Annotated in this window: 18 protein-coding genes; 17 read left to right on the top strand and 1 reads right to left on the bottom strand. The window is 52.0% G+C overall.

Translation table 11 applies throughout. From position 1 onward, the window contains the following. Positions 1-30 precede the first annotated feature (30 nt). The 11 genes from BLT51_RS08235 (at position 31) to BLT51_RS08185 (ending at position 10,926) form a co-directional block, all read left to right on the top strand. On the top strand, positions 31-414 hold the full coding sequence (locus tag BLT51_RS08235; protein WP_091282091.1) for an RNA-binding S4 domain-containing protein: 384 nt from the start codon (positions 31-33) through the stop codon (positions 412-414). Between the two features lie 35 nt (positions 415-449). Beyond that, on the top strand, positions 450-1,202 hold the full coding sequence (gene pyrH / locus BLT51_RS08230) for a UMP kinase (RefSeq protein WP_091282088.1): 753 nt from the start codon (positions 450-452) through the stop codon (positions 1,200-1,202). Beyond that, positions 1,199-1,756: a ribosome recycling factor gene (gene frr, locus BLT51_RS08225; protein WP_091282085.1), complete on the top strand. Its 558-nt coding sequence runs from the start codon at positions 1,199-1,201 to the stop codon at positions 1,754-1,756. The genes pyrH and frr overlap by 4 nt, the downstream gene beginning before the upstream one ends. Before the next feature lie 2 nt (positions 1,757-1,758). Then, the gene (locus tag BLT51_RS08220; protein ID WP_091282083.1) at positions 1,759-2,652 is read left to right on the top strand and encodes a phosphatidate cytidylyltransferase; all 894 of its coding nucleotides are present in this window, start codon (positions 1,759-1,761) and stop codon (positions 2,650-2,652) included. A gap of 39 nt (positions 2,653-2,691) precedes the next feature. Then, positions 2,692-3,978 carry a 23S rRNA (adenine(2503)-C(2))-methyltransferase RlmN gene (rlmN, locus tag BLT51_RS08215; protein WP_091282081.1) on the top strand — a complete coding sequence of 429 codons (1,287 nt, stop codon included), beginning with the start codon at positions 2,692-2,694 and terminating at the stop codon, positions 3,976-3,978. Next, positions 3,971-4,522: a DivIVA domain-containing protein gene (locus tag BLT51_RS08210; protein ID WP_091282079.1), complete on the top strand. Its 552-nt coding sequence runs from the start codon at positions 3,971-3,973 to the stop codon at positions 4,520-4,522. Before rlmN ends, BLT51_RS08210 begins: the two co-directional genes overlap by 8 nt. After that, a complete protein-coding gene (gene dxr / locus BLT51_RS08205; protein WP_091282077.1) occupies positions 4,522-5,751 on the top strand; it encodes a 1-deoxy-D-xylulose-5-phosphate reductoisomerase in 1,230 nt (409 codons plus the stop codon). Before BLT51_RS08210 ends, dxr begins: the two co-directional genes overlap by 1 nt. A 15-nt stretch (positions 5,752-5,766) precedes the next feature. Next, a complete protein-coding gene (locus BLT51_RS08200) occupies positions 5,767-7,008 on the top strand; it encodes a M50 family metallopeptidase (RefSeq protein WP_091282076.1) in 1,242 nt (413 codons plus the stop codon). Between the two features lie 30 nt (positions 7,009-7,038). Then, complete coding sequence (ispG, locus tag BLT51_RS08195) at positions 7,039-8,199, top strand: flavodoxin-dependent (E)-4-hydroxy-3-methylbut-2-enyl-diphosphate synthase (protein ID WP_231943939.1); 1,161 nt, start codon at positions 7,039-7,041, stop codon at positions 8,197-8,199. Position 8,200: 1 nt separating this feature from the next. Continuing rightward, positions 8,201-9,052: a GNAT family N-acetyltransferase gene (locus BLT51_RS08190; protein WP_091282073.1), complete on the top strand. Its 852-nt coding sequence runs from the start codon at positions 8,201-8,203 to the stop codon at positions 9,050-9,052. A gap of 86 nt (positions 9,053-9,138) precedes the next feature. After that, positions 9,139-10,926: a proline--tRNA ligase gene (locus BLT51_RS08185; protein ID WP_091282072.1), complete on the top strand. Its 1,788-nt coding sequence runs from the start codon at positions 9,139-9,141 to the stop codon at positions 10,924-10,926. Between the two features lie 54 nt (positions 10,927-10,980). Here the strand turns inward: BLT51_RS08185 and BLT51_RS08180 are convergent, their stop codons facing one another. Next, positions 10,981-11,898 carry a hypothetical protein gene (locus tag BLT51_RS08180; protein ID WP_091282069.1) on the bottom strand — a complete coding sequence of 306 codons (918 nt, stop codon included), beginning with the start codon at positions 11,896-11,898 and terminating at the stop codon, positions 10,981-10,983. Between the two features lie 118 nt (positions 11,899-12,016). Between BLT51_RS08180 and BLT51_RS08175 the strand changes: the two genes are divergently transcribed. From BLT51_RS08175 to truB, 6 genes are all read left to right on the top strand, one after another. Continuing rightward, positions 12,017-12,487 carry a ribosome maturation factor RimP gene (locus BLT51_RS08175; protein WP_091282067.1) on the top strand — a complete coding sequence of 157 codons (471 nt, stop codon included), beginning with the start codon at positions 12,017-12,019 and terminating at the stop codon, positions 12,485-12,487. Continuing rightward, positions 12,487-13,464 (top strand): transcription termination factor NusA, encoded by a 978-nt coding sequence (gene nusA / locus BLT51_RS08170; RefSeq protein ID WP_091282065.1) that lies wholly within the window; start codon positions 12,487-12,489, stop codon positions 13,462-13,464. The genes BLT51_RS08175 and nusA overlap by 1 nt, the downstream gene beginning before the upstream one ends. Before the next feature lie 104 nt (positions 13,465-13,568). After that, positions 13,569-13,934, top strand: a complete 366-nt coding sequence (locus BLT51_RS08165; protein ID WP_091282063.1) for a YlxR family protein — start codon at positions 13,569-13,571, stop codon at positions 13,932-13,934. A 69-nt stretch (positions 13,935-14,003) separates the two neighbouring features. Continuing rightward, on the top strand, positions 14,004-16,904 hold the full coding sequence (gene infB, locus BLT51_RS08160; protein WP_091282060.1) for a translation initiation factor IF-2: 2,901 nt from the start codon (positions 14,004-14,006) through the stop codon (positions 16,902-16,904). A 31-nt stretch (positions 16,905-16,935) separates the two neighbouring features. Further along, entirely contained in the window at positions 16,936-17,430 is a 495-nt protein-coding gene (gene rbfA, locus BLT51_RS08155) for a 30S ribosome-binding factor RbfA (protein WP_091282059.1), read from the top strand. 45 nt (positions 17,431-17,475) lie between these two features. Then, positions 17,476-18,459 (top strand): tRNA pseudouridine(55) synthase TruB, encoded by a 984-nt coding sequence (truB, locus tag BLT51_RS08150; RefSeq protein ID WP_091282707.1) that lies wholly within the window; start codon positions 17,476-17,478, stop codon positions 18,457-18,459. Positions 18,460-18,533 lie beyond the last annotated feature (74 nt).

Raw genomic sequence — 18,533 nt, 5'->3', positions numbered from 1 at the left:
TGATCTGTATGACCCTTTAGGCTGGATATTATGAGTGAAACGGTTCGAATAGATGTCTGGTTGTGGTCAGTGCGCCAAACTAAAACGCGCAGCCTGGCCACAAACGAATGCAAAGCAGGCCACGTGCGGATCAACGGCAACGTTGCCAAACCCTCGTCGCCAGTGAAAATCGGCGACGAAGTACGCTACCGATTCCAAGGATTTGACCGGATTTTGCAGGTCACCAGATTGTTAACTAAGCGCTCGAGCGCTACCCAAGCCCAAGCCTGTTATATCGACAAGAGCCCGCAACGCCCCAAAGTTTATATCCCGGTTTTCACTCGCGAACGTGGAGCGGGCCGGCCCACGAAGAAAGAACGACGCGAATTGGATCGGATTCTTGGACGTAATTCGAACTATGGTCATATGGGGTAGAATCTTCTTAGCGCTAACTAGATGAAAGGTGGACCATGTCTGCTGATATGGCCGCACACGGTACACGCCGTGTGCTCTTAAAACTGTCGGGTGAGGTATTTGGCGGTGGAGACATCGGCCTCGATACAACGGTACTTCGTCGTATTTCTAATGAAATCGCGGAAGCTGTGCGAGCTGGTGTGCAAGTCGCTGTCGTCGTCGGCGGGGGTAATTTCTTCCGTGGTGTCGAACTCCAAGAAAATGGCATGGATCGAGCTCGGGCCGACTATATGGGAATGCTCGGTACCGTTATTAATGCGGTTGCTTTGCAGGATTTCCTGGAGAACTCAGGTATTCCGTCGCGTGTACAAACGGCGATTACGATGAGCCAGGTTGCTGAAGCATACATTCCATTAAGGGCAATCCGTCACCTTGAAAAAGGCCGTGTTGTTATCTTTGGCGCCGGCGCAGGTATGCCTTTCTTCTCAACTGATACAGTCTCGGCACAACGTGCACTCGAATTACGGTGTGATGAGTTGTTAGTAGGGAAGAACGGGGTTGACGGTGTTTACACTGCAGACCCACGTAAAGATCCGAACGCTGTGATGCTTGAATCAGTGACGTATCAGCAAGCCCTCCACGACGGTCTAAAAGTGGTAGATGCGGCAGCGTTCTCGTTATGCCAAGATAATGGAATGACCATGCGCGTTTTCGGAATGGGTACACCAGGAAACGTGTCTCGCGCGCTGCGCGGGGAAAAGATCGGTACCCTAGTGACATCAACCCCCAACAGCAAGGACCAAAAATGATTGACGATACCCTACTCGAAGCCGAAGAAAAGATGGGCAAAGCAATTGACGTTGCCCGTAATGACTTCTCGAAAATCCGTTCGGGTCGTGCTAATCCAGAACTATTCACATCTCTAGTTGTGGACTACTATGGCGCGCCAACTCCGTTGCAGCAACTAGCCACAGTTTCGGTTCCGGAAGCTCGTACTGTTCTTATTTCGCCATATGATCGTTCTGCGATGAAAGATATTGAGCGTGCTATCCAAGAATCAGACCTAGGTGTCAACCCTACTGATGACGGCCAAGTATTGCGTATTAACCTGCCTGCGCTTACCGAAGAGCGTCGTCGGGAATACGTCAAGCTTGCCAAGTCTAAGGGCGAAGATGCGCGTATTTCGATTCGAGCAATTCGTCGTAAGGCTAAGGAAACGCTGGATAAGATCAAGAAGGACGGCGAAGCTGGCGAGGACGACGTCGAGCGCGCCGAAAAAGAACTCGAAAGCCTCACTAAAAAGTATGTCGATACCGTCGATTCTATTCTTGAGGCTAAAGAGAAGGAATTGATGGAGATCTGATTGTGGCTACACCAAGTCCAACAGCGACTCGCTCGTTTTTAGAACGCATAACTCCGCACCCGCCGCGTCCGCCTAAAGAGGTTACTTCGCGTGCCGGGCGAAATGTGCCGGCTGCAGTGCTGACAGCTGCTGTCTTGTTGGGCTTGGTGGGGCTTTCGTTAGCATACAAAATCGAAGGTTTTGTAGTGCTTGCGATTGCTTTCATCCTTGCAGGTTTATGGGAAATTGCGGGAGCATTTCTGGCTCGCGATATTCATATTCCAGCGATCCCACTTCTTGGAAGTGGGCTAAGTATGATACTAGCAACCTGGTTCGGCGGAATAGAAGCGGGACTGGTGGTATTCCTCATCGCCAGTGGTATCTTGGTCTTGTGGCGTAGCTATATGCCAATGGCGAATGCCCTAACCGATGCTTTAGCCGGGGTTTTTGCCTTGGCATGGATCGGTATCTTTTCGATGTTTGCAGTAGCTCTGGCAGCACTTGAAAATGGCCCGCTTGCTATCGTCGCTTTCGTACTTCTCCCAGTGGCATCGGATACTGGTGGCTGGCTTGCGGGCATCACCTTTGGCAAACATCCGATAGCACCTTCGATTTCACCTAAAAAATCCTGGGAGGGCTTTGTTGGCTCACTCCTCGGAGCACTCTTCGCTGCGGGGGTTACTATCTGGTTCGCTTTAGGCTTACCCTGGTATGCGGCGCTAATCATCGGGCTGGTAACCCCGGTTTTTGCTACAGCTGGCGACTTTTCGGAATCGCTTCTGAAACGTGATCTTGGTGTGAAAGACATGGGATCGATCTTTCCAGGTCACGGTGGCGTGCTCGATAGGGTAGATTCACTGTTGTTTTGTGCACCGATTCTCTACGTCGTCCTTACGTATGGCTTCGGCGTGAACTGACGAACCAGAAACATACGTCTGCTTTTCTCGAGGACTGGAATGAAGAAAACTAAACAGGTTATGCCACGTGTGGAGCAAGGGCCGCGCCCGTCGCTTTCATTTACTGAGCGTCGGCATGGCAAGCCACCAAAACATTTGGCTGATCTTAGCCGTAGTGAACGGCGTGCACTGGTAGCAGATCTCGGATATCCACAATTTCGTGCTGACCAGTTGTCGAAGCATTATTTCGAGCATAACTGTGTTGACCCGGAGCAGATGACGGATTTACCGCAAGCTCAACGCGCTGATTTAACGCGCGTTATGCTCCCGCAGCTCATCACTAAAGTTCGTGATCAAGTTGCTGATGGCGGAGTAACTATTAAGACGCTGTGGAAACTGTTCGACGGTGCCGTCGTGGAGTCGGTGCTGATGAAGTATCCCGATCGTGCAACGCTCTGTATTTCGTCACAAGCTGGTTGCGGCATGGCGTGCCCATTTTGCGCCACTGGCCAAGCTGGTTTAACACGCAACCTGTCTGCTGGAGAGATTGTTGAACAGCTCCGCCAGGCGCGTCAGCTTGCTGAAGAGGGTATTTTTGGTGAGCCAGTGCGGGTAACCAACGTCGTGTTTATGGGAATGGGAGAACCATTAGCGAATTTCCCGGCAGTGCGCGATGCATTGCACCGCATGATTGAGCCAGCGCCAGAAGGCTTTGGTATGTCGGCTCGCAATATAACCGTGTCTACTGTTGGTATGGTTCCAGTAATTAAGAAGCTTGCTGACGAAGGCTTGCCAGTGACATTGGCGGTATCCTTGCATGCACCGGATGATGGTTTGCGTGACGATCTCATCCCTATTAACTCGCGCTATAAAGTTGGCGAATTACTAGACACAGCACGGTATTATTTTGTTCGGACTGGACGGCGAGTTTCGATTGAGTACGCGTTGATTAAAGATATGAATGACCATCAGTGGCGTGCTGAGCTTCTTGCTGCGGAGCTTAATTCGCGTGGGCGAGGCTGGGCGCATGTTAATCCGATTCCGCTTAACCCGACGCCAGGATCTATTTGGACTGCGTCTACGACGGCGGATACAGGGGTCTTTGTTCAAACGTTGACTGATGCTGGGATCTCGACGACGATCCGGGATACTCGCGGTTCAGATATTGATGGCGCGTGCGGCCAGTTAGCTGCGGACGTAGTAGACCGCGATCATGTTTCACGGCGCGCTGCCCGCGCTCAAGCTGCAGTTGATGCCCGCATCGAGGCACACCGTGGCGAACCGAAAGATTTTGATTCGACTCTTGCTGCTATAGCAGCAGTTACGAATGGAGATATCGATGAATGACACATTTGCGCGCGTTGGCTGGTTCCGTTCGGGGTATGATCCAGCTCAGGTTGATGCATTTTTGGAGCAAGCAAAAGATGCATACGATGTAGCCTATGAAGATGGACAAGAAATTACTGAAGAAACAGTTCGTCGTGTCTCATTTTCGTGGGTACGCAATGGGTATCATGCGCAGCTTGTGGACGTCGCGCTAGATCGGTTAGAAAGGGCCTTTGTACAACGACGACGAGCTGCCCGGGTACGTGAAGTAGGCGAAGACCGCTGGTTACGGTCTACCTATGATCGGGCTACCAGTCTGTATCCACGCTTGCGTCGGCCGGCCGGACAGCGCTTTGCGCACCCAGAGAAGTCGGGTTACTCTTCTGCTGATGTCGATGCATTAATGGATCGTATTATTGCGTTCTTCGACAGTGCGGAGCCGATTACCTCTCAGGAAGTCCGCAATACCACTTTTTCTTCGGCTAAGAATGAGAAAGCCTATGAAGAAAAAGTTGTGGATGTTTTCCTTGATCGTGTGATTTCAGTTTTGATGAGTGTGGAATAATGCGGCGGGTAATTGTTTTAGGCTCAACTGGTTCTATCGGCACCCAAACACTGGATGTGATCTCCCGGCATCGGGATAAATTCCACGTGCAAGCTTTAGGTGCGGGAGGCTCTCGTATCCCACTGTTAGCTGAACAAGCTGCAACATTCAACGTTCCGATTGTAGGCGTGGCAGACGAATCAGCCGTTAACGATTTCCATCAACAGTGGAATGATCGTTTTGCACATCTGCCAGAGCCTCAGATCATTGCTGGCGAGCGGGCAATGACTGAGCTCGCGGGTAGTGGTAGTGGAGTTAGCATTGATTCCTCCGACGTCGTCGTCAACGGTATTACTGGTTCAGTTGGGCTATTGCCCACGCTTGCAGCGCTGCACTCGGGCGCGACGTTAGCACTGGCAAACAAGGAATCTCTCGTTGTAGGAGGCTCTCTTGTATCTGAAGCGATGACGTGGCCGGGGCAGATTGTGCCGGTTGATTCGGAACACTCGGCTATCGCGCAAGCTCTTCGTTCGGGTCGACATTGTAAGGGCTTAACCTCACCAATCGTTGATGGAACAAGCGAAGTGAGCCGCATTATCCTGACTGCATCGGGTGGGCCTTTCCGTGGTAAAAAACGTCACGAGCTAGCAAATGTCACTCCGCAACAGGCTTTAAACCATCCAACATGGTCAATGGGGCCGGTGGTCACAATTAACTCTTCTACACTTATGAATAAGGGGTTAGAGCTCATCGAAGCTGCATACTTATTCGATGTTGCACCAGAGAATATTGTGCCGGTTGTCCATCCGCAGTCGATGATCCACTCGATGGTCGAGTTCCAGGACGGTTCTACGATTGCGCAGGCCTCAGATCCTGATATGCGGCTCCCGATAGCCTTGGGAATTTCATGGCCAGATCGGCTCGATCGGGTTGTCGCTCCGCACTCGTGGGATGCGCTATCGGCATGGACATTTGAGCCACTTGATCATGAGGTATTCCCGGCAGTTAAATTAGCGCAGCAGGCGATCTCGACGTCGTCACTGCACCCGGCTGTTCTCAATGCTGCCAACGAAGAATGTGTGGGTGCGTTCTTAGCTGGGAAGTTACCGTATCTAGGAATTGTCGATACCGTGAAACAAGTACTTGAAACACTGTCAGTTCCGGCAGAGCGAACTGTTGAGAGTGTTCTTGACACCGAGAAGCGTGCGCGCACGCTTGCTCACAAAATTATGGCACAACATAGCCGCTAACCAGAGAAAGATACTATGCTTCCCGGAATTATTTTTATGGTTATTGGGCTCGTTGCCTCAGTAGCTATCCATGAACTAGGGCATCTCATACCAGCGAAAAAATTTGGCGCAAAAGTTAGCCGGTATTTCGTTGGCTTCGGTCCAACTGTTTGGTCAATTGAACGTGGTGGAACTGAATGGGGATTTAAAGCAATCCCGCTTGGTGGGTTCGTGTCGATTGCTGGAATGTTGCCGCCGGCAAAAGACGGCGTGCCGACAACTAAAACTGACGGGTCCTTAACGTTGGCTCAGGAAGCCCGGTTACAGTCTGCTGAAGAGTTCGATGATCCGGCGCAGCCAGGTGCTTTTTGGCATCTGCCAGCGCGGCTGAAGATGATTGTGATGTTTGGTGGGCCGCTGACTAATCTGATTATCAGCATTGTCTTGCTTGCTGCAGTTACAGTCGGTATTGGAGTGCCGCGGTTGTCTACGACGATCGCACAAGTAGCTCCCTGTATTGATAATGCTGAAACTTGCACACCTGCTCCGGCAACTGGCGTCATCGAGCCGTCGGACACGATTATTTCGTGGGGAGGTAAGCAAGTTGAGACATGGAATGATATCCAACAAGCTATCGCCACTGGTGGAACTGTAGCGACGGACGTCGTCGTCGAACGAAACAACGTCCAAAAAACGCTTTCTGTTACCCCGGTAATGCGCGAGTTTGACGATGGTACTGGCACTGTAGCCACCAAGCCATATGTGGGAATAGGTCCGGCAATCGAGCGCCGCCCAGGAACGCTTTCTGAAGTTCCGGGCCAGACGTGGACAATGGCTAGTGGCACTGCCAAAATACTTGTCCAGTTGCCGGTTAAGCTCTGGGATGCCGCTAGCACGCTGGTCACCGGCGAAAAGCGTACCCCAGATTCTGTGGTTGGCCTAGTTGGCATCGCTGATGTCGCGGGATCTATCAGTGCAGCGCAAGTAGATAACTACGGTTTCCTTGATCGTCTTGGCGATTTAACGATGCTCCTCGCAGGGCTGAACATGACGTTGTTCATCTTCAATATGATTCCATTGTTGCCGTTAGACGGTGGTCATATACTCGGCGCACTCATCGAAGGTGTCCGCCGGAAAATCGCTTTCTCCCAAGGGAAACCAGATCCGGGACCGTTTGATACTGCACGGTTACTTCCGGTGAGCTACGCAATGATTTTATTCTTTGTTTTCATGACCGTGCTACTGATTGTGGTCGACATAGTTAACCCCATCGTGTGAGAAATCTTCAAGAGTGGAATAATACAGAACGTGAATATGCCAATTGCTTTAGGAATACCCAGCGTGAAAGAACCAGATCCTGTTCTCTCGCAACGGAAGAAGACTCGTCAGATTCAAGTTGGTGACGTCAAAGTTGGCGGCGACGCTCCGGTGTCAGTGCAGTCGATGACCACCACAAAAACGCATGATATCGGTGCAACTTTGCAACAGATCGCAGAGTTGACCACTGCTGGTTGCGATATTATTCGAGTTGCATGTCCAACCGATAAAGATGCTGATGCGCTACCAATTATTGCTGCAAAGTCAAAGATTCCAGTGGTTGCTGACATCCATTTCCAGCCACGGTATGTTTTTGCGGCGATTGAGGCTGGCTGTGGTGTGCGTGTCAACCCAGGAAATATCAAGAAGTTTGATGACCGTATCCCGGAAATCGCTGCGGCTGCTAACGCTAACGGCACAGCTATGCGCATTGGGATTAATGCCGGATCGCTAGACCCGCGGTTGCTCAAAAAATACGGCAAGGCAACTCCGGAAGCTCTGGTTGAGTCGGCAGTGAATGAAGCCCGGCTTTTTGAAGATGCCGGCTTCTATGATTTTGCTATCTCTGTTAAGCACCACGATCCGGTGACGATGGTTCGTGCCTATGAGTTACTGTCCGAAGCAGGCGATTGGCCATTGCATCTGGGCGTGACCGAAGCAGGTCCAGCGTTCCAAGGAACCGTGAAATCCTCGGTGGCTTTCGGCGCTTTGCTCGCGAACGGTATCGGCGACACTATTCGTGTTTCTCTTTCGGCTCCGCCGGTTGAAGAAGTCAAGGTTGGCGAGGCAATTTTGCGTTCGCTTAACTTGCGTCCAAAGAAGCTGGAAATTGTGTCGTGTCCGTCTTGTGGCCGCTCCCAGGTAGATGTGTACACCTTGGCGAATCGAGTTTCGGAGGGCCTGAAAGATATTTCGTTCCCGTTGCGAGTAGCTGTTATGGGATGCGTCGTTAATGGTCCAGGTGAAGCTCGGGAAGCAGACCTTGGGGTAGCTTCTGGAAACGGCAAAGGACAGATTTTTGTTCGAGGTAAGGTCGTTGAAACTGTTCCAGAAGCAGATATCGTCCCGACTCTCATCGCTCGCGCGCGAGTTGTTGCAGAAGAACTTGGGTTAAGCGAGGACGCAGCAAGCTCACCTGAAGTGATTGTGTGAGATGACATGGCTGTTTCGGCGTGCCGGTCAGCTTCGCCGACTCGGGTCGAATGACCTCGACCGTGCTTTCCAGTTCTTTGACCGGGACCCAGTAGGTTCTGTTCTTGCGCGGGGCGCAGTCGAATCACGCACCCAACGTTTGGCTCATGCCGTGGGGATCGACGACGGCGATGGGTTACGGTCGTTATGCTGGATGGGGGCTAACATCATCCCACTTGGGTTTGATGAACCTGGCCTAGACTTACTAGCTAGTTACGTCAGCCGGCATGATCGGATCGCTAACTCTCTGGTAGGTCCAGCCGATCAGGTTCTGGGCTTGTGGGAACGCATCAAAGATTCTTATGCAGCTCCACGCGAGGTTCGGGAACATCAGCTGTCCATGGTGTGGCAGGGAAAATCGCGGTGTGGATACGACGATCAGGTGCGTCCCGCGCAGCGGAGTGAAGAATCGCTCATAGCACCAGCTTCAGTTGCTATGTTCATCGAAGAAGTCGGGTATGATCCTACTTGCTATGGTCCGGCGTATATTCGTCGAGTCCGTTCACTTGTTCAGCAGGGGCGAACTTTTGTGCGTTTTTCTGACGATTGTCCACTGTCAAAAGTTGAGTTTAAAGCTGATATCGGCGCGTTAGCCGGGGGAGTAGCTCAAATACAAGGTGTTTGGGTTCATCCAGATTTGCGCGGGCGCGGAATTGCTGGGCCGGCAATGGCCAGCGTAGCGAAACTGATTCAGGATTCGCATGCGCCTGTGGTTTCTCTCTATGTGAACGATTACAACATTGCTGCGGTGCGAGCGTACGAAAAAGCCGGGTTCGCCGTCGTCGGAGAGTATGCAACGGTACTGTTGGCATAATGTGAATTGTTGCCAACGCCACGCTTGATTCGGCTGGGGAAATAGGGTAGACAGCGCGAAACAGCTAAACTAGTACTGTGCTAAAAATGTCTGAACTTTTTGTCCGTACCCTCCGCGACGATCCGGCCGACGCAGAGGTCCGTTCTCATAAACTGATGGTACGTGCCGGATACGTACGTCGTGCTGCGCCGGGTATCTATACCTGGTTGCCACTTGGGCTCAAAGTGCTTCGCAAGGTTGAAGCTGTGGTGCGTGAAGAAATGGATAATGCGGGTTCGCAAGAAATGCATTTCCCGGCGCTATTGCCACGCGAGCCGTTCGAAGCTACGAATCGGTGGGAAGAATACGGTCCGAACTTATTCCGGTTGAAGGATCGGCGCGATAACGATTATCTGTTGGCACCAACGCATGAAGAAATGTTCACGTTGGCTGTGAAGGATATGTACTCTTCGTACAAGGATCTGCCGGTATCCCTCTACCAGATTCAGCATAAGTACCGTGATGAGGCTCGTCCGCGCGCTGGTATCATCCGCACCCGCGAGTTCATCATGAAGGATGCCTATTCTTTCGATATTGACGACGCCGGTTTGGACCGCTCCTATGAAACGATGCGTGCCGCATATCAGCGAATCTTTGATCGTCTTGGTATCCCGTATGTGATTTGTTCAGCGCAGTCTGGACCAATGGGTGGTTCGCGTTCGGAAGAATTCCTTTCGCCATGTGCTATTGGTGAAGATACCTTCGTTATGTCCGCGGGTGGTTACGCTGCAAATACCGAAGCAGTCACTACTCCGGCACAGCCGGATCAGGATTTCTCTGATGTTCCGGAACCGCACACTGTTCCAACACCGGGTGCAACAACGATTGCATCGCTTGTTGAGATGGCGAACGAGGTGGCACCGCGTGCGGATCGCACGTGGGAAGCAAGTGACACGTTGAAGAATGTTGTGGTTGCTTTTGTCCATCCGGATGGTGAACGTGAAGTTGTTGTTATTGGCGTCCCTGGGGATCGCGAAGTTGATCTCAAGCGAGTAGAGGCCAGTATTTCCCCGGCTGAAGTCGAGATGGCAACGGCACATGATCTTGAGCAACATCCAGAACTTGTGGCTGGCTACATTGGTCCAGAGGTTATCGGACCAAATTCGGAGTCCCGTACAGTCAACGACGAAGGCGAAATCTCCGGGTCGGTACGTTACTTACTCGATCCGCATGTCGCTCGTGGTTCGCGCTGGATTTCTGGGGCGAATGAAGTTGATCAACATGTTTTCGATCTGGTCTACGTCCGAGACTTCGAAGCCGACGGTACGATTGAAGCTGTTGAGGTTCGTGAAGGCGATGAAGCTCCAGATGGTTCTGGCCCGTTGACGATCGAACGCGGTATCGAGATCGGACACATCTTCCAGCTGGGCCGCAAATACGCTAAGGCGCTTGACTTAACAGTTCTTGACCAAAATGGTAAGACCGCAGTGGTAACCATGGGCTCGTATGGTATCGGTGTTTCGCGCGTGATGGCTGCATTGGCAGAGTTGAATTCAGATGATATGGGGCTGAAGTGGCCGTTGCATCTTGCTCCTGCTCAGGTCCATGTACTTGCTACTGGAAAGGACGCAGCGATATTTGAGACGGCGCAGAATTTTGCGGAGGAGTTGTCTGGTCGTGGACTAGAAGTTCTCTACGATGATCGCGTTAAGGTGTCAGCCGGCGTGAAGTTTGCGGACTTCGAACTGATCGGTGTTCCATTCGCGATCGTTGTTGGGCGTGGTCTCAAAGACGGCATGGTTGAGATCCGCGATCGTCGCAGTGGCGAACGGTACGAAGTTCCAGTTGATCAAGCTTTGTCGAAACTCGATGAGGTTATGGCTCAAGCTAAGTAATTCGAACTGCTAAAAGAGGCTGGCTAGTAGTAGCCAGCCTCTTTTATTATGCAGTTATTTCGTTGTTGTTCCAGGTAAGGCAGGAAGGTGTTCACCAGCTGACAGGAGGCACAGGAATGAAACTGTTGCTTCTCGTTCCTCAGGTGTTGCTTGAGTTGCTTGGCCGATAAGTTCGGCATTGGCGACTGTTAGAGCAGCGGTTACATCCTCGCTCGAAGCCGGCGGAACTAAGGCAGGGCGTGAGTCAGGCGTACCGGCGTCGATCATATTTTCGGTGAGCGCAGTCAAAAGTGCGATTTGTTCTTCGGGGCGTTGGCGCTGTGCCGGATCAGTAATTGCAGCATCATGCTCGAGCCATTGCCGAGCAGATTCCAGTCGCAGAAGTGTTTGTTCGCCAGTGATATGCGAACCAAGCCGAGATAGATCTGGGGTACGACAGCTCGATTCTCGTTCCTCATCAGGGGAGAGCTGCGCGGCTAAAGTTCGTGCTTTAACAGATATTGACGTAGCAATACGACCGTCTAAATCGGTATCGGCAGGCAGCGTTGAAGATAATTGAATAAGTTCGTTGCGAAGCGCATCTACTGTCACTTCTTTTGGTGTGAGATCTAGTTCGGGGTTGCTGTAGCCTTCAGGGGCGCCGTCCGGCCAAGGTACCCAAACATCCCCAAGAGAAGTCAACCATTGATCACTTGCGGTTGCTACGTCACCGATGATTGCAGCTATCGCGGGTTCCAGTGCATCGTTTTGAAGCTCCTGCGCCAGTGCATGCGTTCGCGCAATAGTAACTGCCGCATTTTGCCGGGCTTGTTCAGTTGGGGTTGGTTTTGCAGGATCAAGTGACATATGTTCCCAGCGAGTCCCCATAACAACAAGAACCAATGCAAAAATGGCAATCGCAATCAGGGATAGCCCAACAAAGGATAGCCATGATGCCACAACAGATTTAGTATGGGAACGTGAATTGGTCATAGCACTACTTTGCCATATCATGTGCTGGCATGGAAAAGTGTCCCAGCACTACATAGGATAACGTGATTTTTCTTCACTCTTATGACATCACTAGGTACGAGCCGGTAATGTTGTACCTATGGTAGACAATGTTTCGGCGCAGGTTGCGCAACTTCTTGACCCAGTTATTCGCGATGCCGGCTTATGGCTGGAAACAGTTCGCGTTGTAGGGGCAGGTAAACACACGGTTGTCCGGGTTACAGTAGATCTGCCGTCCGGGCCGGGTGGGGTGGATTCCACACAGCTAACGGACGTTTCGCGGGCCGTGTCCGAAGTGCTAGATGAGCACGATCCGATCCGTGGTGCCTATACCCTCGAAGTATCTACGCCAGGTGCTACCCGGGAGCTTTCCGAAGAGCGTCATTTTTCACGTGCCATTGGTCGTAAAGTTGCGTTCAAATTGTCTGATGGGACGAAGCTAACGGAACGTATCTCAGATGTTGCTGACGGCGTTATCACGCTGGAGCACGATGCAGGTACAATTGCGGTTGCAGACGTAGCACGCGCTCACGTTGTTATCGAGCTTAACAAGGCCAAGGGAGAGAACTGATGGAACTGTCAATGAATGAACTTCGGATTGTAGAATCCGAACTCGGTATCGATCTGAATGTTCTCCTCAACGCTATTGAGGAAGCCTTGGTTCATGCCTACAATCGGGTTCCTGGCGCGGTTCGTGGTGCTCGTGTAGAGCTGGATCGTACTACCGGAAAAGTGACTGTATGGGCACCGGAAGTCGATGAGAATGACGAAGTTATTGGAGAATTTGACGATACTCCTAACGATTTTGGGCGAATCGCTACCTCAACGGCACGATCGATTATCGCTCAGCGTCTACGTGATGCTGAAACAGAGCGTGTTCTCGGTTCGTTCCAAGGCAAAAAGGGACAGCTCGTTTCTGGTGTAGTTGAAAGTTCTGCCGGAGCGTCGTCGTTATCTCGCGATGTGTTCGTTGAGCTGGGCGAGAATCGCGGCCTACTTCGCGCTGATGAACAAGTTGCTTCGGAGCATTTCAAGCACGGAGATCTGATTCGTGCCTTAGTGTTGGATATCTCGGTTGGAAGCCATGGCGCGTCAATCCGGTTATCGCGCTCGCATCCGGATTTTGTGCGGCAGCTGTTCGAAAGTGAAGTTCCAGAAATCGCCGACGGCACTGTTGAGATTGTAGCACTTGCCCGCGAAGCCGGTCACCGTACCAAGATAGCGGTGTGGAGCAATGATGAATCAGTCGGTGCTAAGGGTGCGTTAATTGGTCACAACGGTCAGCGTGTTCGTGCAGTAACCCAAGAGTTGCATGGTGAAAAGATCGATGTTGTTGATTATGACGACGATCCAGCCAAGTTCATTGCGGCGGCATTATCGCCTGCCAAGGTGGCCGAGGTAGAGATTCTCAGCCCGGATATGCGCCAAGCACGTGCAGTTGTTCCTGACGATCAAGCTTCTTTGGCTATTGGTAAGGAAGCACAAAATGTCCGCCTAGCTGCTAAGCTTACCGGCTGGTCAATCGATATCCGCAAGGAATCCGAGTAACACCAGTTTATTTCGCGAGAAAGAGCCGTCCCTGTGCAATGTGTGCAGTGGCACGGCTCTTATCGTTTAGTTTTAGTGCTTACATACAGTAGACTAAAGATTGTATGTCTATGTTAAAGCGATCGATCGATATGAATATGGCCGGTTTTCGTGACCGGATCATGGTTCGTACCTGCATCGGTTGCCGTGACAAAGCATGCCGGAACGAGCTTTTGCGTGTAGTGGCTTGCAATGATGGAACTGTTTACCCAGATCCACAAGCGTCCATGCAAGGGCGTGGAGCGTGGATTCATCCATGCTCCAAATGTGTCGCACAAGCAGTTAAAACATCTCAGTTTGCACGGGCTTTCAAACGCCCTATAGCTAATACTGGTGCAGTAGTTGCTTATGTGAGTGATTTTGTTCGATCAGCACAGTTATGTGCGAATAACCCAATGAAAGCGGGTAGAGAGCCGATGGGCACCCGATGAGTACCCAGCGATGAGCTGCCAAACAGGGGCCTGACGCACATTTGCGCGGGCCAAGACATAAGGAGAAATGTGGCTAAGGTCCGCGTCCATGAACTTGCTAAAGAGATTGGTGTGACAAGCAAAAAGTTGCTTGAAGTGCTTAAATCTGAAGGTGAATTCGTTAAATCTGCTTCCTCGTCAATCGAGGCACCAGTAGTGCGTAAAGCACGTGAATATTTTGAATCGCATCCCGATCTAGTGGATCCGAAGAAGACTGCCAAGAAACCGGCAGCAAAGTCTACGTCAACACAAACGACGTCAGCAAAAACTGAATCTGCACCAGTGGCAGACACTAAGAAGCCGAGTGCGCCTACTCCGGCAGCACCGAAGCCTGCAGTGAAGAAAGCTACCGCAAAGACTGCTTCTGCCAAGCCAGCACCCAAATCTGCTAAGCCAGCTAGCTCAAAAGCAGCTGCGCCTAAGCCACCCTCAGGAAAACCAGGATCGGCAAAACCTGCTTCAAACAAGCCATCTGGTCAAAAGCCTGGAGCAAGTGACGGCAAATCAGTAAAGAAGCCAAGCCCATCCCCACGGCCAGTAGCTCGTGGGGTAACGCCAGGATCAGCACACGCTTCTGCTGAAGCAGCGCGAGAAGCTGCACCACCACGCCCAAGTGGAGGTCGTCCTCGTCCAGGAGCACCGCGTCCAGGAAACTCTCCATTCTCTTCAAAACAAGGGATGGGCGGACGCAACGGTCAAGGCGGCCAAGGTCGCGGTCCTCGTCCAAATGGCTCTTCTTTTGCTGGTAAAGGCCAAGGCAACCAAGGTGGCCGCGGCGGTCAGAGCCGAGGACCACGCCCTGAAGCTACTGCGCGTCCACCACGTACTGGCGGCGGTAACCGGCCAAGCCCCAATATGATGCCAGAACAAGTGCCAGCAGCTGCTCCTAGCCGTGGTGGTGGCCGTGGCCGTGGCGGTAACAGTGGCGGTTTCGGTGGTAATAACTCCGGCGGTCGTGGTAGTTTCACCCGTTCCGGCGGTAAAGCTCGTGGCGGTTCAACCGCAGGTGCTTTCGGACGTCAAGGTGGCGGCCGCGGCAATCGTAAGTCTAAGCGCGCAAAGCGTCAAGAATGGGAAGAGCAGCAATCACCGATGCTCCAGGGCGTGCAGATTCCACGTGGTGATGGTTCCACTGTGGTTCGTGTCCGCGCCGGTGCATCCCTAGCTGACTTCGCAGAACGCATCGAAGCAGATCCAGCAGCATTGGTTACCGTCTTGTTCCGGATGGGTGAGATGGCTACCGCTAATCAGTCCCTAGACGAAGATACTTTCGCACTACTCGGCGCAGAACTTGGTTATGACATCAAGATCATGAGCCCAGAAGACGAAGACCGTGAGATTCTTGAATCGTTCGATATCGATATCGACGCTGAGCACGCTGACGAATCTGACGAAGATCGTGTGCCACGCCCACCAGTAGTGACCGTCATGGGTCACGTCGATCACGGTAAGACCAAGCTCCTGGACGCGATCCGTAACGCCGACGTCGTCGAAGGTGAAGCCGGTGGTATTACCCAGTCCATCGGTGCTTACCAGACTCACGTCAAAATTGAAGACGGCGAGCGTGCCATCACCTTCATTGACACCCCAGGTCACGAAGCGTTTACCCAGATGCGTGCCCGTGGTGCTGACATCACTGACGTTGCTATTTTGGTTGTTGCTGCGAACGACGGCGTTATGCCACAGACCGTAGAAGCAATTAACCATGCGCAAGCGGCAAGTGTGCCAATCGTCGTCGCAGTCAACAAAATTGATGTTGACGGAGCGAACCCGGATAAGGTTCGTGCTCAGCTCACTGAATACAACTTAGTTGCCGAAGAATACGGTGGTGACGTTGCATTCGTTGATATTTCGGCAAAGCAACGCATCAATATTCCAGCCTTGCTGGAAACCGTACTGACTACCTCCGATATTTTGGTAACGCCTACGGCAAATCCAAACAAACCAGCTCGCGGTGTAGCCATTGAAGCCAAGCTCGATCAGGGCCGTGGTTCGGTTATTACCGCGCTGGTCCAAGAAGGAACCTTGCGCATTGGTGACCCGATCGTCGTTGGTACTGCGTACGGACGTGTCCGTGCAATGATCGATGAGCATGGTAACCGGTTGACGGAAGCTGGTCCAGCTCGCCCAGTTCAGGTCCTCGGTTTGACCTCAGTTCCGGGAGCTGGCGATCAGCTCATTGTTGCTGAAGACGACCGCACCGCACGGCAGATCGCGGAACGTCGTGAAGCTGCTAAGCGTGCCGCAACATTGGCTAAGCGCCGTAAGCGTGTTTCGCTTGAAGATCTCAACGCAGCCATTGAAGAGGGTAAGATCGAAAACCTTAACCTCATCATCAAGGGTGATTCCTCCGGTTCGGTCGAAGCACTTGAATCGTCCTTGCTCGATATCGAAATCGGTGGCGATGAAGTTCAGCTGAACGTTATTCACCGCGGTGTTGGCGCGATCACCCAGTCCGACGTCGATCTAGCAACCGTGGACAACGCCATCATCATTGGCTTCAACGTCCGTCCAGCAGAACGAGTTACTGAATTGGCTGATGCTGAAGGCGTAGAAATGAAGTTCTACTCCGTCATCTACGATGCTATCGATGAAGTCGAAGCAGCTATGAAGGGCAAGCTCAAGCCAATCTATGAAGAAGTACAAGTTGCTACTGCAGAGATTCGCCAAGTCTTCAAGTCCGGTAAGTTCGGCCTCATCGCAGGTTCGATTGTTCGTTCGGGCGCGATCCGCCGTGGTCACAAGGCTCGACTGATTCGCAACGGAAAGACGATTGCTGAAAACCTCGAAATCGTCTCCTTGCGCCGGGAAAAGGATGATGTCACTGAAGTCCGTGAAGGTTACGAATGTGGTATCACGCTCGGCTACAAGGATATTGCTCAAGGCGACATGATCGAGACCTACGAAATGCGCGAAAAGCCACGCGACTGATAGTCGTGTGCGCTTAGTAAAGTGAGGAACTATGGTTAATCCACGTGCTGCTCGAGTAGCGGAACGTATCCAACAAGTAGTGGCATCAATGCTTGACAAGCAGATCAAAGATCCGCGGTTAGGTATGGTCACCATTACAGATGTGCGGGTAACTGGCGATTTACAGCATGCAGATGTGTTCTACACCGTTTTCGGTGATGAGCACGATGCGAAGAGTACTGCTGCCGCATTGCGCTCAGCTACCGGAGTGATCCGCTCAAATGTTGGCAAACAGTTAGGTTTACGCTTGACGCCGTCGCTGGCATTTCACTTGGATGCACTGCCAGAATCGGCAAAATCCATTGAGGATCTGCTTATTGCGGCTCGTTACCGTGATGAACAGATCCGGAAGATGGCTCAAGATGCCCAGTATGCTGGGGATCCTGATCCATACCGGAAGCCAGATGAAGAATCAGCAGAATCTGTTGACCTATTGGACAGCGTAGCTGATGACGAGCTGACTGACTCTACCGAGTTGGCCGAGTAAGTGGCTCGGAATCGTAAACGCGAGATAGATCGCCCCCGGCGTGTTATGCCGTGGGGCGATCTGCCGCGTGGCCTCCATGAAGCTGCCGATGGCCTGATCCTTATAGATAAGCCACAGGGCGTCACCTCGCACGATATCGTGGGCGCACTACGTCGCCTTGGTGCTACTCGCAAAGTCGGGCACACCGGTACACTCGATCCCATGGCTACCGGACTTCTGACAGTAGCGTTTGGTAGAGCGACCAAACTGGTCCAGTACTTAACCGGTGCTGATAAAACGTATGTAGCACGGATCGTCTTGGGAGTTGGAACTGACACAGATGACGCAGATGGTACTCCTATCGTTCCTTCGACTGATGAGGTCCGCGCTGTTAATTCGATTGGTTCTGACCAGATTGACACGGCGATAGCTGAACTAACTGGTCAGATCCAGCAAGTCCCGGCTACCGTTTCGGCGAAGAAAATTGGTGGAAAACGAGCCCACGATCTTGTTCGTGATGGTGTGCAAGTAGATCTGGCTGCTCAGACAGTAACAATCTATCGATTTGAACGGACCTCAGATGTTGCGTCTGAATCGGTGCAAATTGGGGACAAAAGATACGGCACCTTGGCTTTTGATATTGCCGTTGATGTTTCTTCAGGAACCTATGTACGTGCTTTGGCGCGCGATCTTGGCGCAAAACTTGGAGTCGGGGCACACCTGTCAATGTTGCGCCGGGAACATGTTGGGCGCTGGGACATAGCTCAGGCTCATACGATTGAAGCATTGCGTGATCGTATTACTGATGGGGAAGAGCTACCGGTAGTCGGGATCGATGACGTGTGTGCACAAACATTCTCTCGGATCGATATAGATGGGGCGGAGGCAGAACGGCTTGGGAGAGGACTGTTTATCGATCGGCACGATCCGATTCGGATCGACGGAGCCAATAAATGGCCGGCATGTGCATTCTTGGGGGAGCAAGCAATTGCGATTGTTTCGCCGCGTTCTAAACAGCTCAAACCGGATCTGCAAATTCGGATTTTTTGACGCTTTGAGTGTGCCTAAAACTTGGCAATAGCGCAAACCTTGACATATACGGACGAGGTTTGCGCTATTACCGC

It is taken from the genome of Arcanobacterium phocae (assembly GCF_900105865.1).
GTDB classification, from domain to species: domain Bacteria; phylum Actinomycetota; class Actinomycetes; order Actinomycetales; family Actinomycetaceae; genus Arcanobacterium; species Arcanobacterium phocae.
Note: the sequence above shows the minus strand (reverse complement) of the source record. Positions and strands in the feature narration are given on the sequence as shown.